General features: G+C 68.1%; 16 protein-coding genes. 5 read left to right on the top strand and 11 right to left on the bottom strand.

What is annotated here, in order from left to right:
• Positions 1–97 precede the first annotated feature (97 nt).
• On the top strand, positions 98–1,330 hold the full coding sequence (locus tag NVU01S_RS19245) for an ROK family transcriptional regulator (protein WP_043666616.1): 1,233 nt from the start codon (positions 98–100) through the stop codon (positions 1,328–1,330).
• A 20-nt stretch (positions 1,331–1,350) separates the two neighbouring features.
• Here NVU01S_RS19245 and NVU01S_RS19250 read toward each other — a convergent pair whose 3' ends face one another.
• From NVU01S_RS19250 to NVU01S_RS45240, 3 genes are all read right to left on the bottom strand, one after another.
• Positions 1,351–2,898, bottom strand: a complete 1,548-nt coding sequence (locus NVU01S_RS19250) for a sulfatase family protein (protein ID WP_156161478.1) — start codon at positions 2,896–2,898, stop codon at positions 1,351–1,353.
• 78 nt (positions 2,899–2,976) lie between these two features.
• Positions 2,977–5,568: a class IV lanthionine synthetase LanL gene (gene lanL / locus NVU01S_RS19255; protein ID WP_052280339.1), complete on the bottom strand. Its 2,592-nt coding sequence runs from the start codon at positions 5,566–5,568 to the stop codon at positions 2,977–2,979.
• Positions 5,569–5,661: 93 nt separating this feature from the next.
• Complete coding sequence (locus NVU01S_RS45240) at positions 5,662–5,793, bottom strand: hypothetical protein (protein ID WP_256656732.1); 132 nt, start codon at positions 5,791–5,793, stop codon at positions 5,662–5,664.
• 201 nt (positions 5,794–5,994) lie between these two features.
• On the opposite strand from NVU01S_RS45240, the gene NVU01S_RS19260 reads away from it, so the two are divergent.
• Positions 5,995–7,065 (top strand): radical SAM protein, encoded by a 1,071-nt coding sequence (locus NVU01S_RS19260; RefSeq protein ID WP_244467152.1) that lies wholly within the window; start codon positions 5,995–5,997, stop codon positions 7,063–7,065.
• A gap of 11 nt (positions 7,066–7,076) precedes the next feature.
• Here NVU01S_RS19260 and NVU01S_RS19265 read toward each other — a convergent pair whose 3' ends face one another.
• Entirely contained in the window at positions 7,077–7,685 is a 609-nt protein-coding gene (locus NVU01S_RS19265; RefSeq protein ID WP_063775940.1) for a CatB-related O-acetyltransferase, read from the bottom strand.
• An 86-nt stretch (positions 7,686–7,771) separates the two neighbouring features.
• The gene (gene abc-f, locus NVU01S_RS19270) at positions 7,772–9,379 is read right to left on the bottom strand and encodes a ribosomal protection-like ABC-F family protein (protein ID WP_063775935.1); all 1,608 of its coding nucleotides are present in this window, start codon (positions 9,377–9,379) and stop codon (positions 7,772–7,774) included.
• 154 nt (positions 9,380–9,533) lie between these two features.
• Here abc-f and NVU01S_RS19275 point away from each other — a divergent pair, with 154 nt between their 5' ends.
• Positions 9,534–10,193 (top strand): TetR/AcrR family transcriptional regulator, encoded by a 660-nt coding sequence (locus NVU01S_RS19275; RefSeq protein ID WP_043666625.1) that lies wholly within the window; start codon positions 9,534–9,536, stop codon positions 10,191–10,193.
• Here NVU01S_RS19275 and NVU01S_RS19280 read toward each other — a convergent pair.
• From NVU01S_RS19280 to NVU01S_RS19290, 3 genes are read right to left on the bottom strand one after another with little or no spacing between them, the layout of a single operon-like run.
• Positions 10,156–10,404 (bottom strand): hypothetical protein, encoded by a 249-nt coding sequence (locus NVU01S_RS19280; protein ID WP_043666831.1) that lies wholly within the window; start codon positions 10,402–10,404, stop codon positions 10,156–10,158. The genes NVU01S_RS19275 and NVU01S_RS19280 overlap by 38 nt on opposite strands.
• A 57-nt stretch (positions 10,405–10,461) precedes the next feature.
• A complete protein-coding gene (locus NVU01S_RS19285; RefSeq protein ID WP_043666628.1) occupies positions 10,462–11,943 on the bottom strand; it encodes a MutS-related protein in 1,482 nt (493 codons plus the stop codon).
• A complete protein-coding gene (locus NVU01S_RS19290) occupies positions 11,940–13,460 on the bottom strand; it encodes a MutS-related protein (protein ID WP_043666632.1) in 1,521 nt (506 codons plus the stop codon). The genes NVU01S_RS19285 and NVU01S_RS19290 overlap by 4 nt, the downstream gene beginning before the upstream one ends.
• A gap of 164 nt (positions 13,461–13,624) precedes the next feature.
• On the opposite strand from NVU01S_RS19290, the gene NVU01S_RS19295 reads away from it, so the two are divergent.
• Entirely contained in the window at positions 13,625–14,185 is a 561-nt protein-coding gene (locus NVU01S_RS19295; RefSeq protein WP_043666634.1) for a TerD family protein, read from the top strand.
• Here the strand turns inward: NVU01S_RS19295 and NVU01S_RS19300 are convergent.
• Genes NVU01S_RS19300 through NVU01S_RS19310 form a run of 3 tightly spaced genes read right to left on the bottom strand, consistent with a single transcriptional unit; the run spans position 14,182 to position 17,813 of the window.
• A complete protein-coding gene (locus tag NVU01S_RS19300) occupies positions 14,182–15,354 on the bottom strand; it encodes a mandelate racemase/muconate lactonizing enzyme family protein (protein ID WP_043666637.1) in 1,173 nt (390 codons plus the stop codon). The genes NVU01S_RS19295 and NVU01S_RS19300 overlap by 4 nt on opposite strands.
• Positions 15,354–16,688 carry a cation:dicarboxylate symporter family transporter gene (locus NVU01S_RS19305; protein WP_052280340.1) on the bottom strand — a complete coding sequence of 445 codons (1,335 nt, stop codon included), beginning with the start codon at positions 16,686–16,688 and terminating at the stop codon, positions 15,354–15,356. Before NVU01S_RS19305 ends, NVU01S_RS19300 begins: the two co-directional genes overlap by 1 nt.
• A gap of 15 nt (positions 16,689–16,703) precedes the next feature.
• Positions 16,704–17,813, bottom strand: coding sequence for a mandelate racemase/muconate lactonizing enzyme family protein (locus NVU01S_RS19310; RefSeq protein WP_043666837.1), 1,110 nt, complete (start codon positions 17,811–17,813; stop codon positions 16,704–16,706).
• A gap of 141 nt (positions 17,814–17,954) precedes the next feature.
• On the opposite strand from NVU01S_RS19310, the gene NVU01S_RS19315 reads away from it, so the two are divergent.
• A complete protein-coding gene (locus NVU01S_RS19315) occupies positions 17,955–18,641 on the top strand; it encodes an FCD domain-containing protein (protein ID WP_052280353.1) in 687 nt (228 codons plus the stop codon).
• The last annotated feature ends 13 nt before the right edge of the window (positions 18,642–18,654 follow it).

The following is an 18,654-nucleotide window of genomic DNA, read 5'->3' on the forward strand; positions in this document are numbered from 1 at the left end:
ATGCGGGTTACAGTAAGACTTCCACTAACTGTTGTAAATACTGTTGGTCGAAGTAGTTCGGTATGTTGACGCCACCAGCGCAGGAGGAGACCCGACCGTGTACCAGCTGACCGCGCGCGACATCCGGCGCCGCAACAGGTTCGGCGTACTACAGGCGGTGTACGCCGCCGACGGCCATATCAGCAGGCAGGACATCGCCCGCGCGACCGGGCTCTCGTTCGCCACGGTCGGCAATATGATCGCCGAACTGCTCGACGTCGGCGTGCTCGTGGAGCTCGGTCACGACGCGCCGGGTATCGGCAGGCCCCGGGCCCGGCTTGCGATCAATCCCGACCGCGGCCTGCTGGTCGGCGTCGACATCGCCGAAACAGCCATCCACTTCGACCTTTTCGACCTGGCTATGACAGCGTTGCGCGCGGTGGAGATCCCCGTCGACCCGGCCGCCACCGAACCGCACGATGTCGCCGCGCTCATCATTCGCGGCATCCGCGAACTCACCGCCGGCGACGCCGACAAGGTGCTCGGCGCCGGCTTGAGCGTGCCGGGCCTGGTCGAGCCCGAGGGCGGGATCTCGGTCTTCTCGCCGTACTGGCACTGGCACGATGTGCCGCTCAAGGAGCTGCTCGACGATCAGCTCCCGCATCCGCTCTATCTCGACAATCCGCTCAAAGCCAGTACCGCGGCGCATCTCTGGTTCGGCGCGGGCCGCGATGTGGACGATCTGATCGTGGTGACGCTGCGCGCGGGTGTCGGCATCGGCGTGGTGGTCGACGGGATGCTCTATCGCGGTGTCAGCAACAGCGCGGGCGAGTGGGGCCACACCAATCTCGTGCTCGACGGGCGCGAATGCCGTTGCGGGCGAAAAGGTTGCGTGGAGGCCTACGTCGGCGCGCCCGGGATCGTGCGCACCCTGCGCGAACTCGACCCGGCCAGCCCGATGCTCGCGCCCGACGATGCCGCCACCATCGCGGCGATCGCCGCGGCGGCCGGCCGCGAGGACCCGGTCGCCCTGGCGGTGATCGACCGGACCGGCCACTATCTCGGTGTCGCCGTGGCCAATCTGGTCAACCTGTTCAATCCGCGCACCATGGTCTTCGGCGATCTGATCGCCGATCATCTCGGCCCGCCGCTGCTCGAGGTGACCCGGCGGGTGGCCGCCCATCACGCGATGACCGACCCGTTCGACGCGGTGACACTGCAACTCTCGGCGCTGCCGCACAATCCGGCCAGTCTCGGTGCCGCCACCTTCGCCCTCGACGGATTTCTCGCCGACCGGGAAACGTTCGGCTCCATCGCCGCCCGCCGCGCGCTGCGCACCTCAGCGACCTGACGGTCCGAGATCGCTGCGGCTCAACGGGTTTCGATGTCGGGTCGGCGCAGTTCCCGGGCGAGCAGCGAATCGACCAGATCGTTGAGGTCCTCGACCAGTCCGGCCGCGCCGCCACCGTGCGCGAGATTGTGCAGCTCCAGCGGGTCGACCTGGCGATCGTAGAGTTCGTATTCGAACCCGTCGCGCGGCCCGTCGAGCTGCTCCGGAGTGGAGTATCGGCCGAAGCTGTAGCGGGCGGTGATCGCGCCGCGCAGACAGTACCGGCTGCCCGGCAGCTGTCCCCCACTGGATTTCGCATCCGAGGTGAGCAGGATCGCGTCCCGGACCGTGCGCGCCGGATCGGCGAGCACCGGAACCAGATTCCGGCCCGGCCCCGAACTCGCTGCGGCACCGTCGATCCCGGCCAGCGCCGCCAGCGTCGGCACCAGATCGATATGAGAGGTCAGCGCATTCGCGGTTCTGCCGTGCCCGGCGGGCGCCCGGGGATCGGCGATGACCAGCGGTACCCGGTTGTTCTCCCGGTAGATCATCGCCCCCTTCTGCCGCAGGCCGTGGGCGCCACCGAGTTCGCCGTGATCGGCGACCTGCACCACCACGGTGTTGTCCGCGGCTCCGCTGCGCTCGAGGGCGGCCAGCACCAGACCGCTCAATTCGTCGGTGCGGCGCAGCAATTCGAGATACCAGTTGCCCCAGCGCTGCCACTGCCGACGAGCATCCGGCGAATCGAGTTCGGTCGGCATCGGCCCGCCGACGATGCCGTTGATGGTGCGCCACCGGCTCTGCACCCGCGGCTTGGTGGTCAGATCGGATTCGAAATTCGGCGGCACGTCGGCGCCGTACTCCGGCACGTCCTCGAACCGGTAGAGGCGCGGGCAGAACATCATGTCGTGCGGATTCACCATGCTCACCACACACAACCACGGTTCGGGATCGCCGCCGTGGCGTTGCAGCCAGTCGACGGCGCGGCCGACCACGCCCGGGTCCTGCTGGGTGCCCTCGTTCGGGCCACCCGCGGCCAGGATGTCGTAGGCCTCGTCGAACCCGTACCCCGACAGCGCCATCGGATCGGCGGCCACCGAGTCGGACAGATGCCATTTGCCGATGTAGGTGGTGTGGTAACCGGAAGCCCGCAACACGGTGCCGAGGGTCGGGACGGCGGTGTCGAGGTCGGGACTCCAGGTCTGGATCGCGCCCAGCACCGTCCCCATCAGATCGTTGCCCTGCACGTTGTCGAGCATGCCGCTCACCGGGGCGTGCAGTCCGGTGAAGAGGGTCGACCGCGCGGGCGAGCAAGGCGCGGTGGGTGTGTGATGCATGGCGAAGCGCACGCCGTTCGCCGCCAGCCGAGCCCGCGTCGGCAGCTCGAACCCCGGCGGCAGTACCACCTCCGCTCGCTCCTGATCGGTCATGAGCACGAGGATGTTCGGCCGCGACCGGGGCGCCGCCCGCGCCGCGGCCGCGCGGAGCAACGGCACCGCAACGGGCGCGGCGGCCATCATGCCGAGTACGCGGCGCCGATCCAGGCGTCGGCCGGGCGTCTCGGGTCGATCAGAATCGGCTACGTTCATGGCGAACCCTTCGCTGTGCACAGCGATTGTTCCGCATTTCGTTTCGCCACGCGAAGTACTCGGCGATGCCCGGTGTGGTCAGCGCGGTCCGACCAGCCACGCCCGCGGGTTGCCGTGCTTTAGCCGCAGCAGGAAATCGACCCAGCCTGCCACGCCGACGGCGTAGTCGGCACCGTAGGCGCTCCCCGTCTCGTCCGCGGCCAGCAGCTGTCCCCGATGCCTTCCGGCCCGCACCGCGAGCGCGGCGGCGACCCCCTCGGCCCGCACTCGCGCGCGCTCGTCACCGGTCGCCGCGAACAGATCGAGCAGCAATTCACCGCTGCCCGCGAGACCGTGGCACAGCGTGGGCCCGGCCCGCCAGCGGCGCGCCCACACCGCGTCGGCGGCGCGCTCGGCCCAGGACAGTGCCTGCCGGTCGCCGCTCGCCCGCCAGTACTGCAGCAGGAACGTGCCGATGCCCGCCGATCCACTGCACCAATGATCGAGCAGGCGCGTCGGATCCCGCGGCCCGATCGGCCACAGCGCGCCCGTATCCGTGTGCACGACTGCGCCACACAGACTTTCGGCCGCTTCGGCGGCGAGCTCCAGCCACCGCGGCTCGTCCAGCCGACTGCCCGCGGCAAGGAGGAACGCGCCGATTCCCGCGGTGCCGTGCGCGAATCCGTAGTCGACGGAGCCCGCGTAGCGGGAGTCGTAGTCGCGGGGCACCGGCCAGACCAGCACACCGTCGCGGCGCTCGGCGCGTTCGGTGAGCACTGCCGCGTACTCGGCTGCGCGGTCGCGGAATTCGGCCCGGCCGGTTGCCGACCAGAGCAACAGCGCCGCGCCTCCGGCACCGGCGAGACCGTGGGTGACATCGTTGTTCGGCCAGTCGCGCGGAACCTCGTCGAACAGCTGCGTACCTGCGCGGACCAGACGTTCGGAATCCAGGATCCGGCCTGCCGCGCACAGCGCGACCGCGGTACCGGAGCGGCCGATATACAGTCCGGGCACCGGGTTTCGTGCGGTCGTCCGGTCGGCGATCCAGTCGGCGGCGATCGGCAACGCCGCGAGCACTCGCGCGTCGCCGCGGATCTCGGCGACGCGGGTCAAGGTGGCGAGGACACCGGCCGCCCCGTGGTAGACGTTGCACGGATCACTGCGTTTGCCGCCGTTGCTGACCGGCCACAGCCGGTCCCCCGCGGGCGTCATCGTGTCCAGGAGATAGTCGACGCCGTCGTCCAGCAACCGATCGATATCGGTCGTCCGGGGCCGGGGTCGCGGCGGGTCTTGTCGGTCGCAGGTGAGAAAGTCGCGGACGCGGTCGAGCGGCCAGCGCTCGGCCGGGTCGTCCGCGAGCAGGCCGAGCAACAGCGGACGCGCCGTGGCGATCTCGCGGTCGGTCTCGGCGGCCAGCGCCAGTAATCGCGCGATGCGTGCGGCTTTGCTCCTGGCCGGCGGATCGTCGGGCGCGAATTTCGGCTCGGCGCCCAGGCACAGCAGGAACAGCAGTGCGCCCAGCGCATGACGATCCGCCGCGAAATCGGCCGCGGCACCCGCGATCTGCTCCGGTGCCGCGTAATCCGGGGTCCAGCCGGTCATCCGGGTCGCGCCGGACCGGCTCGCGAACTCCAGGTCCACCAGCACCAGCGAATCGTCCGGGCGCACCATCACATTCGAGGCCGAGAAGTCCTGCAGGACGACACCGCGGGCGTGTACCGCGGCCAGCAACTCGGTGAGCCGCAGCGCCGTCGAGCGCCAGTCCGGTGCACCGTGCCTGCGGCTGCGCCACTCGAAAAAGGTGGTGCCCGCGATCATCTCCTGCACCAGGAAAAGGTCGTGCTGCTGCTCGAAGAGGGCGAGTCGGCGCGGTGCCAGCGGACTCAGCAACTCCAGCATCTCGGCTTCGTTGCGCAGCGCGTCCTGCACGTTCCAGCCGTGCGGACCGTCGCCGACGCCGGCCCGCGCCTGTTTGACTACCACCTCCGCGCCGGTGAGCCGATCGGTGGCCTCGAAGACGCCGCCCTTGTTGGCGTGCACGATCGCCCGGCGCACCTCGAACCGATTCGCCAGCAGCACACCGCCCGTCGCGTTGCCCGTCGCGCGGGGCCGGCCGAAGGGATCGTCCGCCCATGCCGGCGGCGCGAACCACGCGTCGCGCCGGTCCTCGACCTTGCTGCCGTCCGGCGCGGTCAGCACCGGCAGGTAGTCGCCGGCACCGCCGATGACGTCCTCGCCGAGGAACTCCCCGTAGCGGTAATGCACCAGACTGCCTGCCGCATAGGGCCGGTCCGACAGAATCGCCGGACCGGCGAGCCCGGCGGTGGCTTCGTGCAGCAGCGCAGCCAGGACGCGGAGCTGTGCGTCGTCGCGGGGATAGACGGTGATGAATTTGCCTGCGCCACCGCGCGGATAGTCGGCCGAATTCAATCGGCGCACCTGCTCTAGCGAGGCGGCGAATTTACCCGAACATTCGGTGCGCAGCACAATGTCGAGCGTGCGGTCGAGTACGGTGGCGGCCGAACCGACCGTGGCCGAAATATGCAGCTTCCACCCCTGCCGGGGCGGGTGGTAATTTACCGGGCTCAGATGGCACCAGACGCTGTCGGTCCGGATTCGACGATCGGAGCGCCCGGCAAGGTGGCGCTGCGCCAGATCGGCGAGCGTCGCCCCGGCTACCGAATCCACCATCCGTCCCCGATTCCTGTGCGCGGTGGCACCTTTCACTGTGCGTGCGGAGGGGACAGCACTCCCCTCCGCGACGTCACACGGAAAACCGCTGGATCACTGATCGCCGTGGCAGGCCGAGCCCCGGGTGGGGTCCGGCCAGATGACCGCGCCGGCGCCGTGATCCCGTTCCGGCAGCGTCTGCAGCGCAGCCACATCCGTGCTCAGCTGCTCGATTTCTCGCTCCATCGTCGCTTCCTTTCTCGAATCGGGTCGATGCAGGCCCGACAGCAACCGGTTGAATTACCGGACGCGCCATCATTGTTCGGCGAGCGGTAGCCGAATTGCCATGCGCCGGTCCGCTCACCGAACCAGCGGGTCGCTGTGGCTCCGGCACCGCACTACCGTGAACGGCACTCAACCGAATTATTCTGGGGGAAGGGGTTTCCCGTGGACGTCAGTCAAGGTCCGGTAGGAATAATCTGGGATATCACCTACGCGTGCCCGCTGCGCTGTGTGCACTGCTATTCCGAATCGGGCCGGCGGCCGACCCTGCATCCGGCGCGCGACCAACTCTTCCGCATGGCAGCGGCGTTCCTTTCCCTGCATCCGCAGGAGGTGGCGATCGCCGGTGGCGAACCGTTGCTGGTGGACGGCGTCTTCGAGATCGCCGAACGCTTCGCACAGGCGGGCATCTCCGTCATCCTCTACACGAGCGGGCTACCCGTGGACGCGCACAAGGCCGAGGAATCGTTGCGGCACTTCAGTACCGTCGCGGTCAGTATGGACGGCGCCACCGCCGACGTGCACGACCGCATCCGGGGCCGGGCGCGCGCGTTCGAGCGGGGCCTGGCCGCGGTGCAACTCCTCGACGACACCGCGCGCCGGATGAAAGCCGAGGGGCAGACCCCCGGCACGCTCGGCATCGAGGTGTCGATCATGCGCAGCAACCTGCATCAGGTCGAGGAGTTCTGCACGACCATCGCGCCCCGTTTCCCCGAACTGCGGCATCTGGTGTTCACCGTGACCATGCCCGCCGGGCTCGCCAATCGTGCCGGGTTCGTCGAGCACGAACTGCTGGACGACACCGAATCCCAACGCCTGCTCAGCTCTGAGTATCTCGCGCACCTGCGCAGTATCGCGCCCGCGGGACTGGATATCCGGATCGACGACCACTGGCACGACATGATCCACCCGGACCATGTCGCCGCGGGCAGCGTCCTGCCCATCATGCACGTGCGGCCCGACGGGGAAGTGCACGCGATGCCGATCTACGAGGGCACCGTCGGCAGCGTCCTCGATGAACCTCCGATGGTCCTGTGGGAGCGCGCACTCGCGCGCTGGTCCGATCCTTTCGTCGTCCGGACCCTCGCCTCCGTCCGCACCATGCGCGACTGGGCCGAAGCGGCCCGCCGCCTGGACTACCATTTCGCCGCGCCGGTCGACCGGGCGCGCCTGGACCGCCGCCCGGCCTTCACCCCCCTTGGCGTTCCTATCGCGAGCAAAGCTCCTGTCGCATAAGGCCTTTCTCGTCAGGTCAAGGATGCGGCGGCGGCCTCCAGGTCGTCGATGGTGCCGGACATGATGGTCCGGATGTGCGCGGTGAGGTGGTCGGTGGGCCAGTCCCACCACGCGACGGCGAGCAGACGCGCGATGTCGTTGTCGCTGTAGCGGGTTCGGATCAGGCGGGCCGGATTGCCGCCGACGATGCCGTAGTCGGGCACCGCGCCGGTGACCACGGAGCCGGTGCTGATGATCGCGCCGTGCCCGATCCGCGCACCGGGCATCACGGTGACGCCGTTGCCGAACCACACGTCGTTGCCGACCACGGTGTCACCACGATTCGGCAGGTCGGTGAGCAGGTCGAAGTGCTCCGCCCAGGACCCGCCCATGGTGGGAAAGGGAAACGTCGACGGGCCGTCCATCCGGTGGTTGGCGCCGTTCATGATGAACCGCGTGCCGGTGCCCAGCGCGCAGAACTTTCCGATGATCAGCTTCTCCGGCCCGTAGTGGTACAGCACATTGCGGGTTTCGAACGCGGTCGCGTCGTCCGGGTCGTCGTAATAGGAATAGTCCCCGACCTCGATCAACGGCGAGGTGAGCAGGGGCCGCAGTTGCACCACGCGCGGCTGGCCGGGCATGGGATGCAGCACGGTCGGGTCGGCGGGCAGCCGCACGGGACTGTCGGGCACGGTGGAACTCCTTCGGTGCGTGGGTAATCGGTCGATCAGACGGAGACGCAGGTCCGCAGGGCGAGATGCGCGCCCTGCCAGCGCGCGCGCAGCCGCCGATCGTGGCTGACGATCACGAGCGCGCCACGGTAGTCGGCCAAGGCTGTCTCCAACTCCTCGACCAGGCCGGGTGAGAGGTGGTTGGTGGGTTCGTCGAGCAGCAGCACGTCGACGGGCTCGGTGACCAAGCGCGCCAACGCGAGTCGCTGCCGCTGCCCCGTGGACAGATCCGCCACCCGCGCGGTGAGCCGGGTGCGGTCGAACAGGCCGAGCGACATCAACACCTCGGCGTGCTGATCGGCCCCACCGCCGCGGCCCCGGCCGAAGGCGGACAGCAGTGTCTCGCCGGGCGCGGCGGGCGGCGGTTCCTGCGCGAGATATCCGACCCGGCCGCGCCGCAGCACCGTGCCGCGATCCGGCGCGAGAGTGCCGGCCAGCACCCGCAGCAGCGTGGACTTGCCCGCCCCGTTCGGCCCGGTGATCAGCAGACGCTCGCCCGCCGCCACCGTGCCACTGGTCCGTTCCAGTCGGCCCTCGACCGCGACGTCCGTGGCCTCGAGCACCGCGCCCTGGGTTCGTCCCGCATGCAGTGCGGGCCGGAAGCGCAACGGTTCCGGCGGCGCCGGTACCGGTTCGGCGAGGTGCCGGCGCAACCGTTCCTCGGCGTTGCGGACCCGGCTCGCCAGTGATTGCTGGACCCGGCCGCCGGCGCGGTCGTAGCTCATCTTGTTGTTGTCCTTCATCGCCCGGCCCGGGGCGACGCGACGCGCGGTGGTGGCGGCGAACTCGCGCAGCCGATCGACATCGGCCTGCCACTGCGCGTGGGCTTGCACCCAGCGTTCCCGCGCCGCCGCTTTCTCGGCCAGGTAGCCCGCGTAGCCGTTGCCGTAGCGGACGACGCGCCGCCGGTCCGCATCGACCTCGAGCAGGGTGGTCGCGACCCGCTCCAGGAAGGTTCGGTCGTGCGACACCGTCACGGTGGTCCCGCGCCGGGTGCGCAGATGGTCTTCCAGCCAGGTCAGGGCGTCGTCGTCGAGGTGGTTCGTCGGCTCGTCCAGCAGCAGTACTTCCGATCCGGCGGCCAGCACCGCGGCCAGGCGCAACCGGACCTGTTCGCCGCCGGACAGTGCGCCGACAGTGCGCTCGCGCCGGACCAGTCCGAGACCGAGGCCGTGCAGCGCCCGTTCCACCCGCGCGTCCGCGTCGTAGCCGCCGCGCAGTTCGAAAACCGTGGTCAGCTCGCCGTATTCGGCCAGCCCCGATTCGTCGCCGGAGCCCATCGCGGACTCGAGCCGGCGCATCCGGTGCTCGATCGCACGGAGTTCACCCAGGGCGCGGTCGATGACCTGTTGCACGGTCAGCTGTGGTGGCAGGTACTCGTCCTGCGCGAGGTAGCCGACGCCGCCGTCGGCGTGGACGACGATCTCGCCCTCGTCGGGCTGTTCCCGGCCGGCGAGCAGCCGCAGCAAGGTGGTCTTGCCGGAGCCGTTCTCGCCGATGATCCCGGTGCGCTCGCCCGCGGCGAGCACACAGGTCACCTCATCGAGTACGCGACGGCCGTGGAAGGACTTGGTGACCGCGTGCGCGGTGATCTGGGTTGGCATGGGCACACTCCGAAGCATTCGAGGACGCGGTGACCGAGCACCGCAGGACCGGGTGAACACTTCGAATGACCATCGGCCTACCTCACTAGTGCGACGAATGTTGCGTTAATATGGTGCCACAGCCTGTCCCTCCAGAGCAACCGGGTCGTCGACATTGCCTCCTCCATCAGCTGATTCACCCCCGCGGCCGCGCCCGGGCGGCCGCACCGCGCGCATCCGGGATCAGGTCCTCGACGCGGTACGCGCGGAACTGACCGAGCACGGCTATGACGCGCTCACGGTCGACACCGTCGCCGCGCGCGCGGGCGTGCATCGCACCACGGTGTATCGCCGCTGGCGCGATGTGGCCGGACTGATCACCGACGTCTTCGCCGCGGCGAGCGATCTCGACTGGCAGCCGCGCGACACCGGCACCCTGCACGGTGACCTGACCGCACTCAACCAGGAGATCCAGGACTCGCTGACCGAGGAATCCTCCATCGCGGAGGCGCTGATCGCGGTCTCGTTCCGCTCCGCGGCGGCGGCCGACGCCCTGCGGCAACTATGGGAAGGCCGGTACACGCAATCGGAGATCGTGGTCGAACGCGCGGTCCGGCGCGGCGAACTCGAGCCCGGTATCGACGCCCGCGCCTTGCTGATCGCCGCGACCGCGCCGCTCTACCACCAGCTGATATTGCTGCGCACCCCACCCGATCCGGGCCTGCCCGCCCACGCCGCGGCGGCCGCCGCGCTGGCCGCGCGCGCGGGTGCGTTCAGGGAAACCGAAGGGGCTGCGGCTAAACCGCGTCGACGGCCAGCGTCCCGAACCGACTGACGTTGGCGTGATTGTGCCCGTCGGGACTGGTGATCACGACCTCGGACGGATTGGTCAGCGCGAGGCAGCAGTAGTTGTCACCGTCGCGCTGGATGCTGAGCGAGAGCAGCCGCCGCTCGGCGGACTGCTGCCACTCGTCGATCGCCTCGTACAGCCCACGCATGGACGGACTTTCGAAGTAGAGGAGATTGCGCTTGTTGGTGTCCGACATGAGACCGCCTCCATCCGCGTCGCGGGGAATCCGTGACGCCTCCCCGTCCATAGTGCGCTACACCGACATCCGGTCGTCGCCGAAGACGCTGCGGAACACGTCACCGCCGTGACTCGTGGCCACCGGCTCGCCTTCGACCACGCGGAAGGTGCGGGTACCGTCCGGCAACCGCTCGGCCCGCAAGAACAGCTCGGCCCCGGTCTGCCCGTCGTGGAACTCCCGGGCCAGATCGTAAAGATGGGTCACACAAACGATTTTCACGCCGGCATCGTGCAGCGCACGCAGGATCGGCCCGCCGATCTGGGTTCCTTCCCGCTCGTTCGTCGACGCGAAGGGCTCGTTGCACAGCAGCAGGGCGGTGGGCCGGATCGCATCGGTGATCTCCCGGATCCGCGCCAGCTCCTCTTTCAGCCTCCCGTAGGTCATGGTGGCGTCGTCCTGGGTCCGGAAGTGGGTGAAGATGCCGGAGCGCACATCCGCCGCGAAACTGTCCGCGAGCACGAACATTCCGGCTTGCAGCAGCACCTGGGCGAGGCCGACGCTGCGCAGAAAGGTCGATTTGCCACCGCTGTTCGCGCCCGTGACGAGGATCAGCGAACGCCCCGATCCGTCGACCGTGTTCGCACCGACCGGCGTATCCGAGGACAGGACCAGGGTGGGATCGCGTAATTCCCGGCAGCGCAGCTCAGCTCGGCCGACCGGCAGCGGCTCGGGGAAGCACAGCGGATACCCCGAGGCCGTCAACCGCTCGTGCAGGTTCACACAGCCGAGATAGAACGCCAGCTCGGTGCGCAGCGACCGGAGGAAATCGGCGATCAGATCCGTGGCGTGCGAAACGATTTCGGCCACCGGATACAGGCCGCGCCCGATCAGCCGGGCCAGGTACTCCGCCCCCTTCTCGTCCTGGCCGGGGATGGTGAAGCCGTGCCGCGCTCGCCGATCGCCGCCGAACAGGCCACGCCGCGCCGGTCGCGGTGGCTCGCGCAGCACGATGCCGACCGGCCGGTTCCCCGTACCGAGCCCGGCGCCCAGTGCTGTGCCGTGCTCGAAATGCAGTGCGTCGATGTGCGATTCGACCGCATCGAGCACTTCGTCCCGGAACGACGAGGTGACCAGCGCCGACAGTCGCGCGAAACCCGCCGACCGCAGGCCGAGGGCCGTGCATGCCGCACGCACCTGCCGGAGGTGGCCGATCAGTTCGGCGAGCGGTTCCAGTGAGAGATTCAGCTTGGCTCGCGGCGCACCAGCACGGCCGATCGTCCAGCGGCGCACGCTCTCGCTCGCGCCCACCAGCGCGTACAGGCGGCGGACCGCGGCCGGGTCGGCGAGGCAGTCGGCGAGCACTTCCTGGCGATACCTGATCGACGCCGGATCGGTCGACGCGTGCACCATGACCGACTCGACGCTCTCGCGCAGGAACGGATCACCGGCCGCCATCGCGTCGAACACGATGGCCAGCTCGAGATCCCGCACCACCGTCGGGCCGTGCCGCACCGTGTGGGCCCGAGCGGAATCCGGTTCCAGCAGCCCGACTCTCATCGCGCGATCCGTTCCGCTATCGCGGTGTAACCGAGTCCGAACAGATCCGCGATCGCGGCCGCGTGCGCCTTGCCGTCCGCTGGTCTGCGTACGATCCGGAAGGTGCGCGTGGTGGGATCGGCACCGACACCGGCCACCATGCTGACCACGGCCGGGTGCAGGTTCGCCAGCTCGTCGAGGAACGTGACATACACCGCGACCGCGCCTCGCTCGATGATCCGGCGCAGTACCGCACCGCCGATCTGCAGCGCGTCGGCCGTGGTGGTCGAGCTGAACGTCTCGTTCATGATGATCAGCGAGCGCGCGGTGCAGGCCCGGATCGCGCCGTGCACCTCGGTGAGTTCGTCGTGCAGCTTGCCCGCCGAGTGCTCGACGCTTTCGGTGCGCTCGAAATGGGTGGACAGGCGGTCGGCGAGCAAGAGCGTGGCACCGGCCGCGGGCACCGGACAACCGAGCGCCGCCAGATAGGCGAGCTGACCGAACATGCGGGCGAAGGTGCTCTTGCCGCCCTGGTTCGGCCCGGTGACCACCAGCACTCGCTCGCTGCCGACGAGCCGGAAATCATTGGGCACCACGGATTGCTCGGCGCCACGCAGTTGCACCGCCAACGCGAGATCGTATCCCCCGGTCACCGCGATCTCCTCGAACCGCTCGGTCAGCCGCGGACTGCTGAACGTGAACCCTTCGCCGGTCAAATGATCCACGAATTCGAGGAAGGAGAGATAGAACCGCAGCTCCTGATAGAACGATTCGACGGAGGGGTCCAGGAACTCGGGGTGCGCGGCGCAGAACTGCGCCAGCTCGGTGAATTCGGCCGGGAACAGTTCAGCGACACGGTCGGTGATCTGTTCTTCCACGTAATGCACTGTGGTGGAAAGGATTTCCGGCGGAGCGGGATCGGGACGGAACCCCTGCACGAGCGGCGCGAAGGCCTGCTCGACGGTCGCACTGTAGTCCTGCGCGTTGTCGTCCCGAGCCACCGCGACCTGCTGGCCGTCGATGGAGATGGTGTAGCGGACGGCGTCGAGCCGGGTCTGGACACGCGTCGCAGCGGCCATCAGCTTCTCGAATTGGTCAGTGGCCAAGTATGTTTCGAGATAGGCCTGCCAACTCCGCAATCCCCGTGAGGTGCCGGGCACGGTCGAAAGCGCCGCACTCAGCGCCCGCAATGCGCTGCCGTAGCCGACCACCGCATCGAGATACAGCCGGTGTTCGGTGCGGCGATGCGGCTGTTCGGCCGACGCGGTCGCGAACGCGTGCACGATACGCAGCCGCGTCGCGAATGCTTCGAAGAGTTCGCGCAGCTCCGCGCGACCGAGATCGCGAAATATCTCCTGCCGGAACGTCACGGTGTCCAGATCGGTCACCGGCGCGCGGACATAGCGCGCCAATATCGGATCCCCGCGGGTCACGATGCTGAAGATTTCCTCGAGATTCAGGTCCCGCACGGTCTGCGCGTCGACGGCCAGGGCCGCCCGGCTGCCCGCAGGCCACAGGATGCTGCCGAATCGAGACATCGATGCCCCCTCGCTCATCGTCGGTGATCAGCCGCTTATATCACCTAACTCATTTGCTTTACGGGCATATTTACGGCATCTTTACGGGTAGGTGCGCCGGGAAGTCTGGTCGGCAAACCCGGCCCGCGCACGCGGGGCGGGTCGATCGACGTTGGGAGACACCGATGTTCACCACGCTTCGCGACGAAAACGGCGCCGCCCTCGATTACGTGACGATGGCGCTCGGCTGGGATCCGGTCCGCGCGGGCCGCTGGTTCGGCGCCCCCGGCAAAGACATCGACCTCAACGCATCGGCGCTGCTCTTCGCCGGCGATCAAATCGCCGATGTCGTCTACCACGAACAGTTGAGCTCGCGCGACGGCGCGGTGCGCCATCTCGGCGACAGCACGACCGGCGAGGGCAAGGGCGACAACGAGATCATCACCGTCGATCTGACCAGGATGACGCCCGAGATCACCGCCGCGGTCTTCATCGTGACCTGCTACACGGGCCAGACCTTCGAGCAGATCGAGAATGCGTTCTGCCGCCTGATCGACAGCGTGTCCGGCATCGAACTCGCCCGCTTCGACCTGAGCGCCGGTGGCTCGCACACCGGCCTGGTGATGTGCAAGGTCTACCGCAGCGACGGGGTGTGGCAGTTCGAATCGATCGGCGAGACGATGCGAGCGGAGCACCCCGCCGAAGCGGTACCGCTGGTGCGCGAGTTGCTCGCGACCAGGATCTAGCGATGTAGCGCGCGGAAGACGCGATACAGTTCGGCTTTGTCCTCGAAGCCGATACCCGGTGTGTCGGTGAGCCGGATCCGGCTGTGTTCGATCACGGCGGAGTCGGCGAAACCGCCGGTGGGTTGGAACTCACCGGGATAGGACTCGTTGCCGCCGAGCCCCAGGGCGGCGGCGATGTGCAGCGAGAACTGGTGCCCGCCATGGGGAATGCACCGCCGGGGCGACCAGCCGTGCGCGCGGAGCAGGTCCTGGATGCGCAGGTATTCGACCAGACCGTAGCCGAGCACCGGGTCGAACTGGAGGTAGTCCCGATCGGGTCGCATCCCCGCGTACCGGATGAGGTTGCGGGCGTCCGCGAGCGAGAAGAGGTTTTCCCCGGTCGCCAGCGGCTCCCGGTACTGCTCGGAAAGCCTTGCGTGCAAATCGAAGTCGAGTGGATCACCCGGCTCCTCGTACCAGAACAGACCGTAGGGCGCGAGGGCACGGCCGTACGCCAGCGCGGTGTCGAGATCGAATCGGCCGTTCGCGTCGACGGCCAGCCGCGACCCGTCGCCGTCGAGCACCTCGAGCACCGCCTCGACCCGCTTGACGTCGTCGGCCAGGCTCGCACCGCCGATCTTCATCTTCACCACGTCGTAACCCTGGTCCAGGAAGCCGCGCATCTCGTCTTGCAGCTGCGTCAGGCCCTTGCCCGGCGCGTAGTATCCGCCTGCGGCATAGACGAATACGTCCGCGTCCGGAGCACCGAGTCCGTAATGCCGGACTAGCCATTGATAGAGCGGTAGCCCGGCCAGTTTCGCGGCGAGATCGAACAGTGCCATGTCGATCACGCCGACGGCGACCGACCGTTCACCGTGGCCGCCCGGTTTCTCGTTGCGCAGCATCACCTCCCACGCCTTGGCCGGGTCGATCGCCTGTCCGTCGGCGGTGCGCAGGTCGTCCGGTTCGGCCCGCAGCAGACGGGGAATGATCCTGCGGCGCAGGATTTCGCCCGCGCTGTAGCGGCCGTTGGAATTGAATCCGTATCCGACGACCGGTTCGCCGTCCCGGATCACGTCGCTGACCACCGCGACGACAGAACAATCCATGGCGCTGAAATCGATGAACGCGTTGCTCATCGAAGAACTGATCGGTACGACACCCTCGTGGATGGCGACGATTCGGGGCATTACTTCTCTCCTACCGTAGTTTTCGGGCGCGACCACCCGATGGTGCGAGCGGCCAGTTCACGATCGAGGCCGCCCGGTTCCCAGCGGGCGATGACGACGGTCGCGACCGCGTTGCCGAGCACATTGGTGAGCGCTCTGATGAGCGAAAGGAAGCGATCGACCGAAAGGACCAGCGCCAGACCCGCGATCGGCACCAGGCTCGTCGCGGCGACCGTGTTCGCCAGCGTGATGAACGCCGAACCGCTGATCCCCGCAGTGCCTTTCGACAGCACCAGGAAGACGAGGAACAGACCGAGCTGATCGCCGAAGGTGAGCGGGATGCCGTAGACCTGGCCGATGAAGACCACGCAGATGGGGATGACCACCGCGACTCCGTCCAAGTTGAACGAGAATCCGGTCGGCACCACCAGACCCACCACGCTGCGCCGGCAGCCGACCTGTTCCAGCCGCTCCATCAGTTGCGGCAGCACCGCTTCCGAGGACGAGGTGCCGAGCACGACCGCGAGTTCCTTGCGCAACACCGTGATCAACCGGAGCAGCGAGAAACCGGCCAGCACCGAGACACCGCCGAGCACGACGACGATGAAGATCACCAAGGCCAGCGCCGACACCGCGACCAGCTTCATCAACGCGGTCAAGGTTTCCGGTCCGTACTTGCCCACCGTCGCCGCCACCGCGCCGAACGTGCCGATCGGGGCGAGCAGCATGATCATGCCGATCATCCGGAAGAAGACCTCGGTCAGTTTCACGCAGCCGTCCATGATGGGCCGGGAGATCTTGTCCGGCATGCGGATCAGTGCGATCGCGAACAGCACCGCGAAGATCAGCACCTGGATGATGCTGCCGGTGGCGAACGCGTTGACGGCGTTGTCCGGCACCATGTTCAGCAGAAAGGCGCCGAACGAGTTGTCCTTCTCCCCGCCCGCGACATAGCTGGACAGCTCGCTGGACGCGTGCGCGGGCGGTGCGACGCCCGCACCGGGCCGCAGTAGATTCACCGCCGCCAACCCGATCAGCATGCCGATCGTCGTGACGATCTCGAAGTAGATCAGCGCGCGGGCCGCGATCCTCCCGACCGCTTTCATGCCGCCGGTCGCGACGATCCCGGTGACCATCACCAGGAAGACGATCGGGGCGATGAGCATTTGGATCAGCGCGATGAACGCCTTCGCGATCGGCTGCATAGCTGCCGCCGCATCCGGCGTGACGATCCCGAAGATCGCCGCGACGATGGCCGCGACGAGCACCTGAAAACTGGTGTTGGTGGCCAGCCTGCGCCACCGCGGCGGACGCCCGGTCGATTCCGGCGCGGCCTCGATTGCCGTGTTGCTCATGGGAATCGCCGCGCATCACGGGACGCGGGTGGCACGCAGCGCGGCCCGGTCGACCGTCAGGCCGAGGCCGGGCCGATCCGGCACCGAAAGCCGGCCGTCGACCGGCTTCGGCGCGTCGGGGAACAGGAGTTCACCGACCTGGACCATGCCCAGGTGCCATTCGAGAATCCAGCCGTTCATCAGTCCGGCCAGGGTGTGCAGGTTGAACAGCGGCCAGCCGCCGCCGTGCGCGATCGGCAGGTTGTAGATCTGCGCCAGGTGCGCTGCCTTGCGCGCCTCGGTGAAACCGCCGCAGTAACAGACATTCGGTTGCAGGATGTCCACGGCCTGGCGCTCGACGAGTTCGCGCAGCCGCCACCGATGTCCCTCCATCTGCCCGGCGGCCAGCGGAATTCGGGTGTGCGCGCGCAGATCCGCCATGGCGCGGGCATCGTTCTGGTGCAGCGGTTCCTCGAACCAGGTCAGGTGCGCGTCTTCGACCGCGCGGCAAAGGTATCCGGCCTCGGCGGGGGTGAAAAGGTAGTTGGCGTCGATCATCAGGTCGATGTCGTCGCCGACGGCCGCGCGCACCGCGTTGATCCGTGCGGCGTCCTCGCGCCAGCCACCCTTGTCCACCGCCACCACGAGTTTCAGCGCGGTGAAACCTTGATCGAGTTGCAGTTGTGCTGCGGCGGTGAGTGTTTCGCGATCGTACTGCGGGAAGCCGAAGGTCACGTAGACCGGGACATCGGTGCGTGCGCCGCCGAGCAGGCTCGCGACCGAACGCCCCGCCGCCTTGCCTTTGATATCCCAGAGCGCGATGTCGAGCAGTGACAGGGCGCTGGACACCACGCCGGTCATGGCACGGGGATTGAGACTGCGCCACACCCGCTGATGGATCGCCTCCAGTTCACGCGGGTCCATATCGACCACGACCGGTAGGAAGTGTTGCTCCAGGGCCACGACCACGGCCCGGGACAGGAAGTGACCGGTCAGGGCCACCCCGGTCACCCCGTCATCGGTTTCGACCTCGCAGAAGACGAACTCGCGCTGTTCCTCGCGGCCGTAGCCCTGCACTCGCTCGGTCAGCAACGGCACCTCGATCGTGGTGGTGTGCACGCTGGCCCGGATGTCTTTGATTTTCATTCCGTCCTCCTTCAGTTCGCTCGGACGGTGCACCGAGTCTGCGCGCGCAAATCGTCAACTGTCAACGATTTGCAATTTGCGATCGGCTCTGCGAGACTGCCGTGTTGTTGTGTGTGCGGTGAGCGAAGGGGCCGGGTGACGATGCCGGAAGAGACGCAGGCGATATCGGCGCTGCAGCGCCGGGTGGCCGAACATCAGGCCAGTTCCCTGCTGCAGTTGATCGCCGACGAACTAGAGCAGATGATCATCACCGGCGCGCTCTCCGGCGGCGACCGGATCAACGAGTCGTCCCTCGCCGCGCGGCTCGGGGTCAGCCGCGGCCCGGTGCGCGAGGCACTGCGTCAGCTCGAATACGGCAAGCTGGTCGAATTCCGCACCAACCGAGGCATGTTCGTGCGCGAGGTCTCGGTGACCGAGGCCGCCCAGCTCTACGACATCCGGGCCAGCCTGTTCGGCCTGGCCGGCCGTTTGGCCGCCGAACAGGTCACCCCCGAGCAAGTGCGCGAGTTACGCACCAAAGTGGATCGGCTCCAAGCCGCCGTCCCCACTGTCGACGACTACTACCCCCGCAACGTCGACCTGCACCGCGCCCTCGTCGCCTTGTCCGGCAACCCCCGCCTCGTCAGCCTCTACGACGACGTCTCCAAAGAACTCCACCTGTTCCGCCGTCACGGCCTGGAAACCGACGCCGCCCGCCACCTCTCCAACGACCAACACGCCGCCATCCTCGACACCCTCGCCGCCGGCGACACCACCACCACCGCCCACCTGATGGAAGCCCACATCCTCTCCGGCAAAGACCGCATGCTCGCCGCCGTCCACAGCTAGGCCTGCTAGGGGC

The organism is Nocardia vulneris, assembly GCF_001613425.1.
In the GTDB taxonomy this organism is placed as follows: domain Bacteria; phylum Actinomycetota; class Actinomycetes; order Mycobacteriales; family Mycobacteriaceae; genus Nocardia; species Nocardia vulneris.

What these genes read in the sequence shown, in the direction of transcription:
- NVU01S_RS19290 (WP_043666632.1), bottom strand. Translation starts at nt 13,460, where the DNA reads ATGTCTCGATTCGGCAGCATCCTGTGGCCTGCGGGCAGCCGGGCGGCC.
- NVU01S_RS19305 (WP_052280340.1), bottom strand. Translation starts at nt 16,688, where the DNA reads ATGAGCAACACGGCAATCGAGGCCGCGCCGGAATCGACCGGGCGTCCG.
- NVU01S_RS19250 (WP_156161478.1), bottom strand. Translation starts at nt 2,898, where the DNA reads ATGAACGTAGCCGATTCTGATCGACCCGAGACGCCCGGCCGACGCCTG.
- NVU01S_RS19295 (WP_043666634.1), top strand. Translation starts at nt 13,625, where the DNA reads ATGTTCACCACGCTTCGCGACGAAAACGGCGCCGCCCTCGATTACGTG.
- NVU01S_RS19310 (WP_043666837.1), bottom strand. Translation starts at nt 17,813, where the DNA reads ATGAAAATCAAAGACATCCGGGCCAGCGTGCACACCACCACGATCGAG.
- NVU01S_RS19285 (WP_043666628.1), bottom strand. Translation starts at nt 11,943, where the DNA reads ATGAGAGTCGGGCTGCTGGAACCGGATTCCGCTCGGGCCCACACGGTG.
- NVU01S_RS45240 (WP_256656732.1), bottom strand. Translation starts at nt 5,793, where the DNA reads ATGGAGCGAGAAATCGAGCAGCTGAGCACGGATGTGGCTGCGCTGCAG.
- NVU01S_RS19315 (WP_052280353.1), top strand. Translation starts at nt 17,955, where the DNA reads ATGCCGGAAGAGACGCAGGCGATATCGGCGCTGCAGCGCCGGGTGGCC.
- NVU01S_RS19300 (WP_043666637.1), bottom strand. Translation starts at nt 15,354, where the DNA reads ATGCCCCGAATCGTCGCCATCCACGAGGGTGTCGTACCGATCAGTTCT.
- abc-f (WP_063775935.1), bottom strand. Translation starts at nt 9,379, where the DNA reads ATGCCAACCCAGATCACCGCGCACGCGGTCACCAAGTCCTTCCACGGC.
- NVU01S_RS19265 (WP_063775940.1), bottom strand. Translation starts at nt 7,685, where the DNA reads ATGCCCGGCCAGCCGCGCGTGGTGCAACTGCGGCCCCTGCTCACCTCG.
- lanL (WP_052280339.1), bottom strand. Translation starts at nt 5,568, where the DNA reads ATGGTGGATTCGGTAGCCGGGGCGACGCTCGCCGATCTGGCGCAGCGC.
- NVU01S_RS19280 (WP_043666831.1), bottom strand. Translation starts at nt 10,404, where the DNA reads ATGTCGGACACCAACAAGCGCAATCTCCTCTACTTCGAAAGTCCGTCC.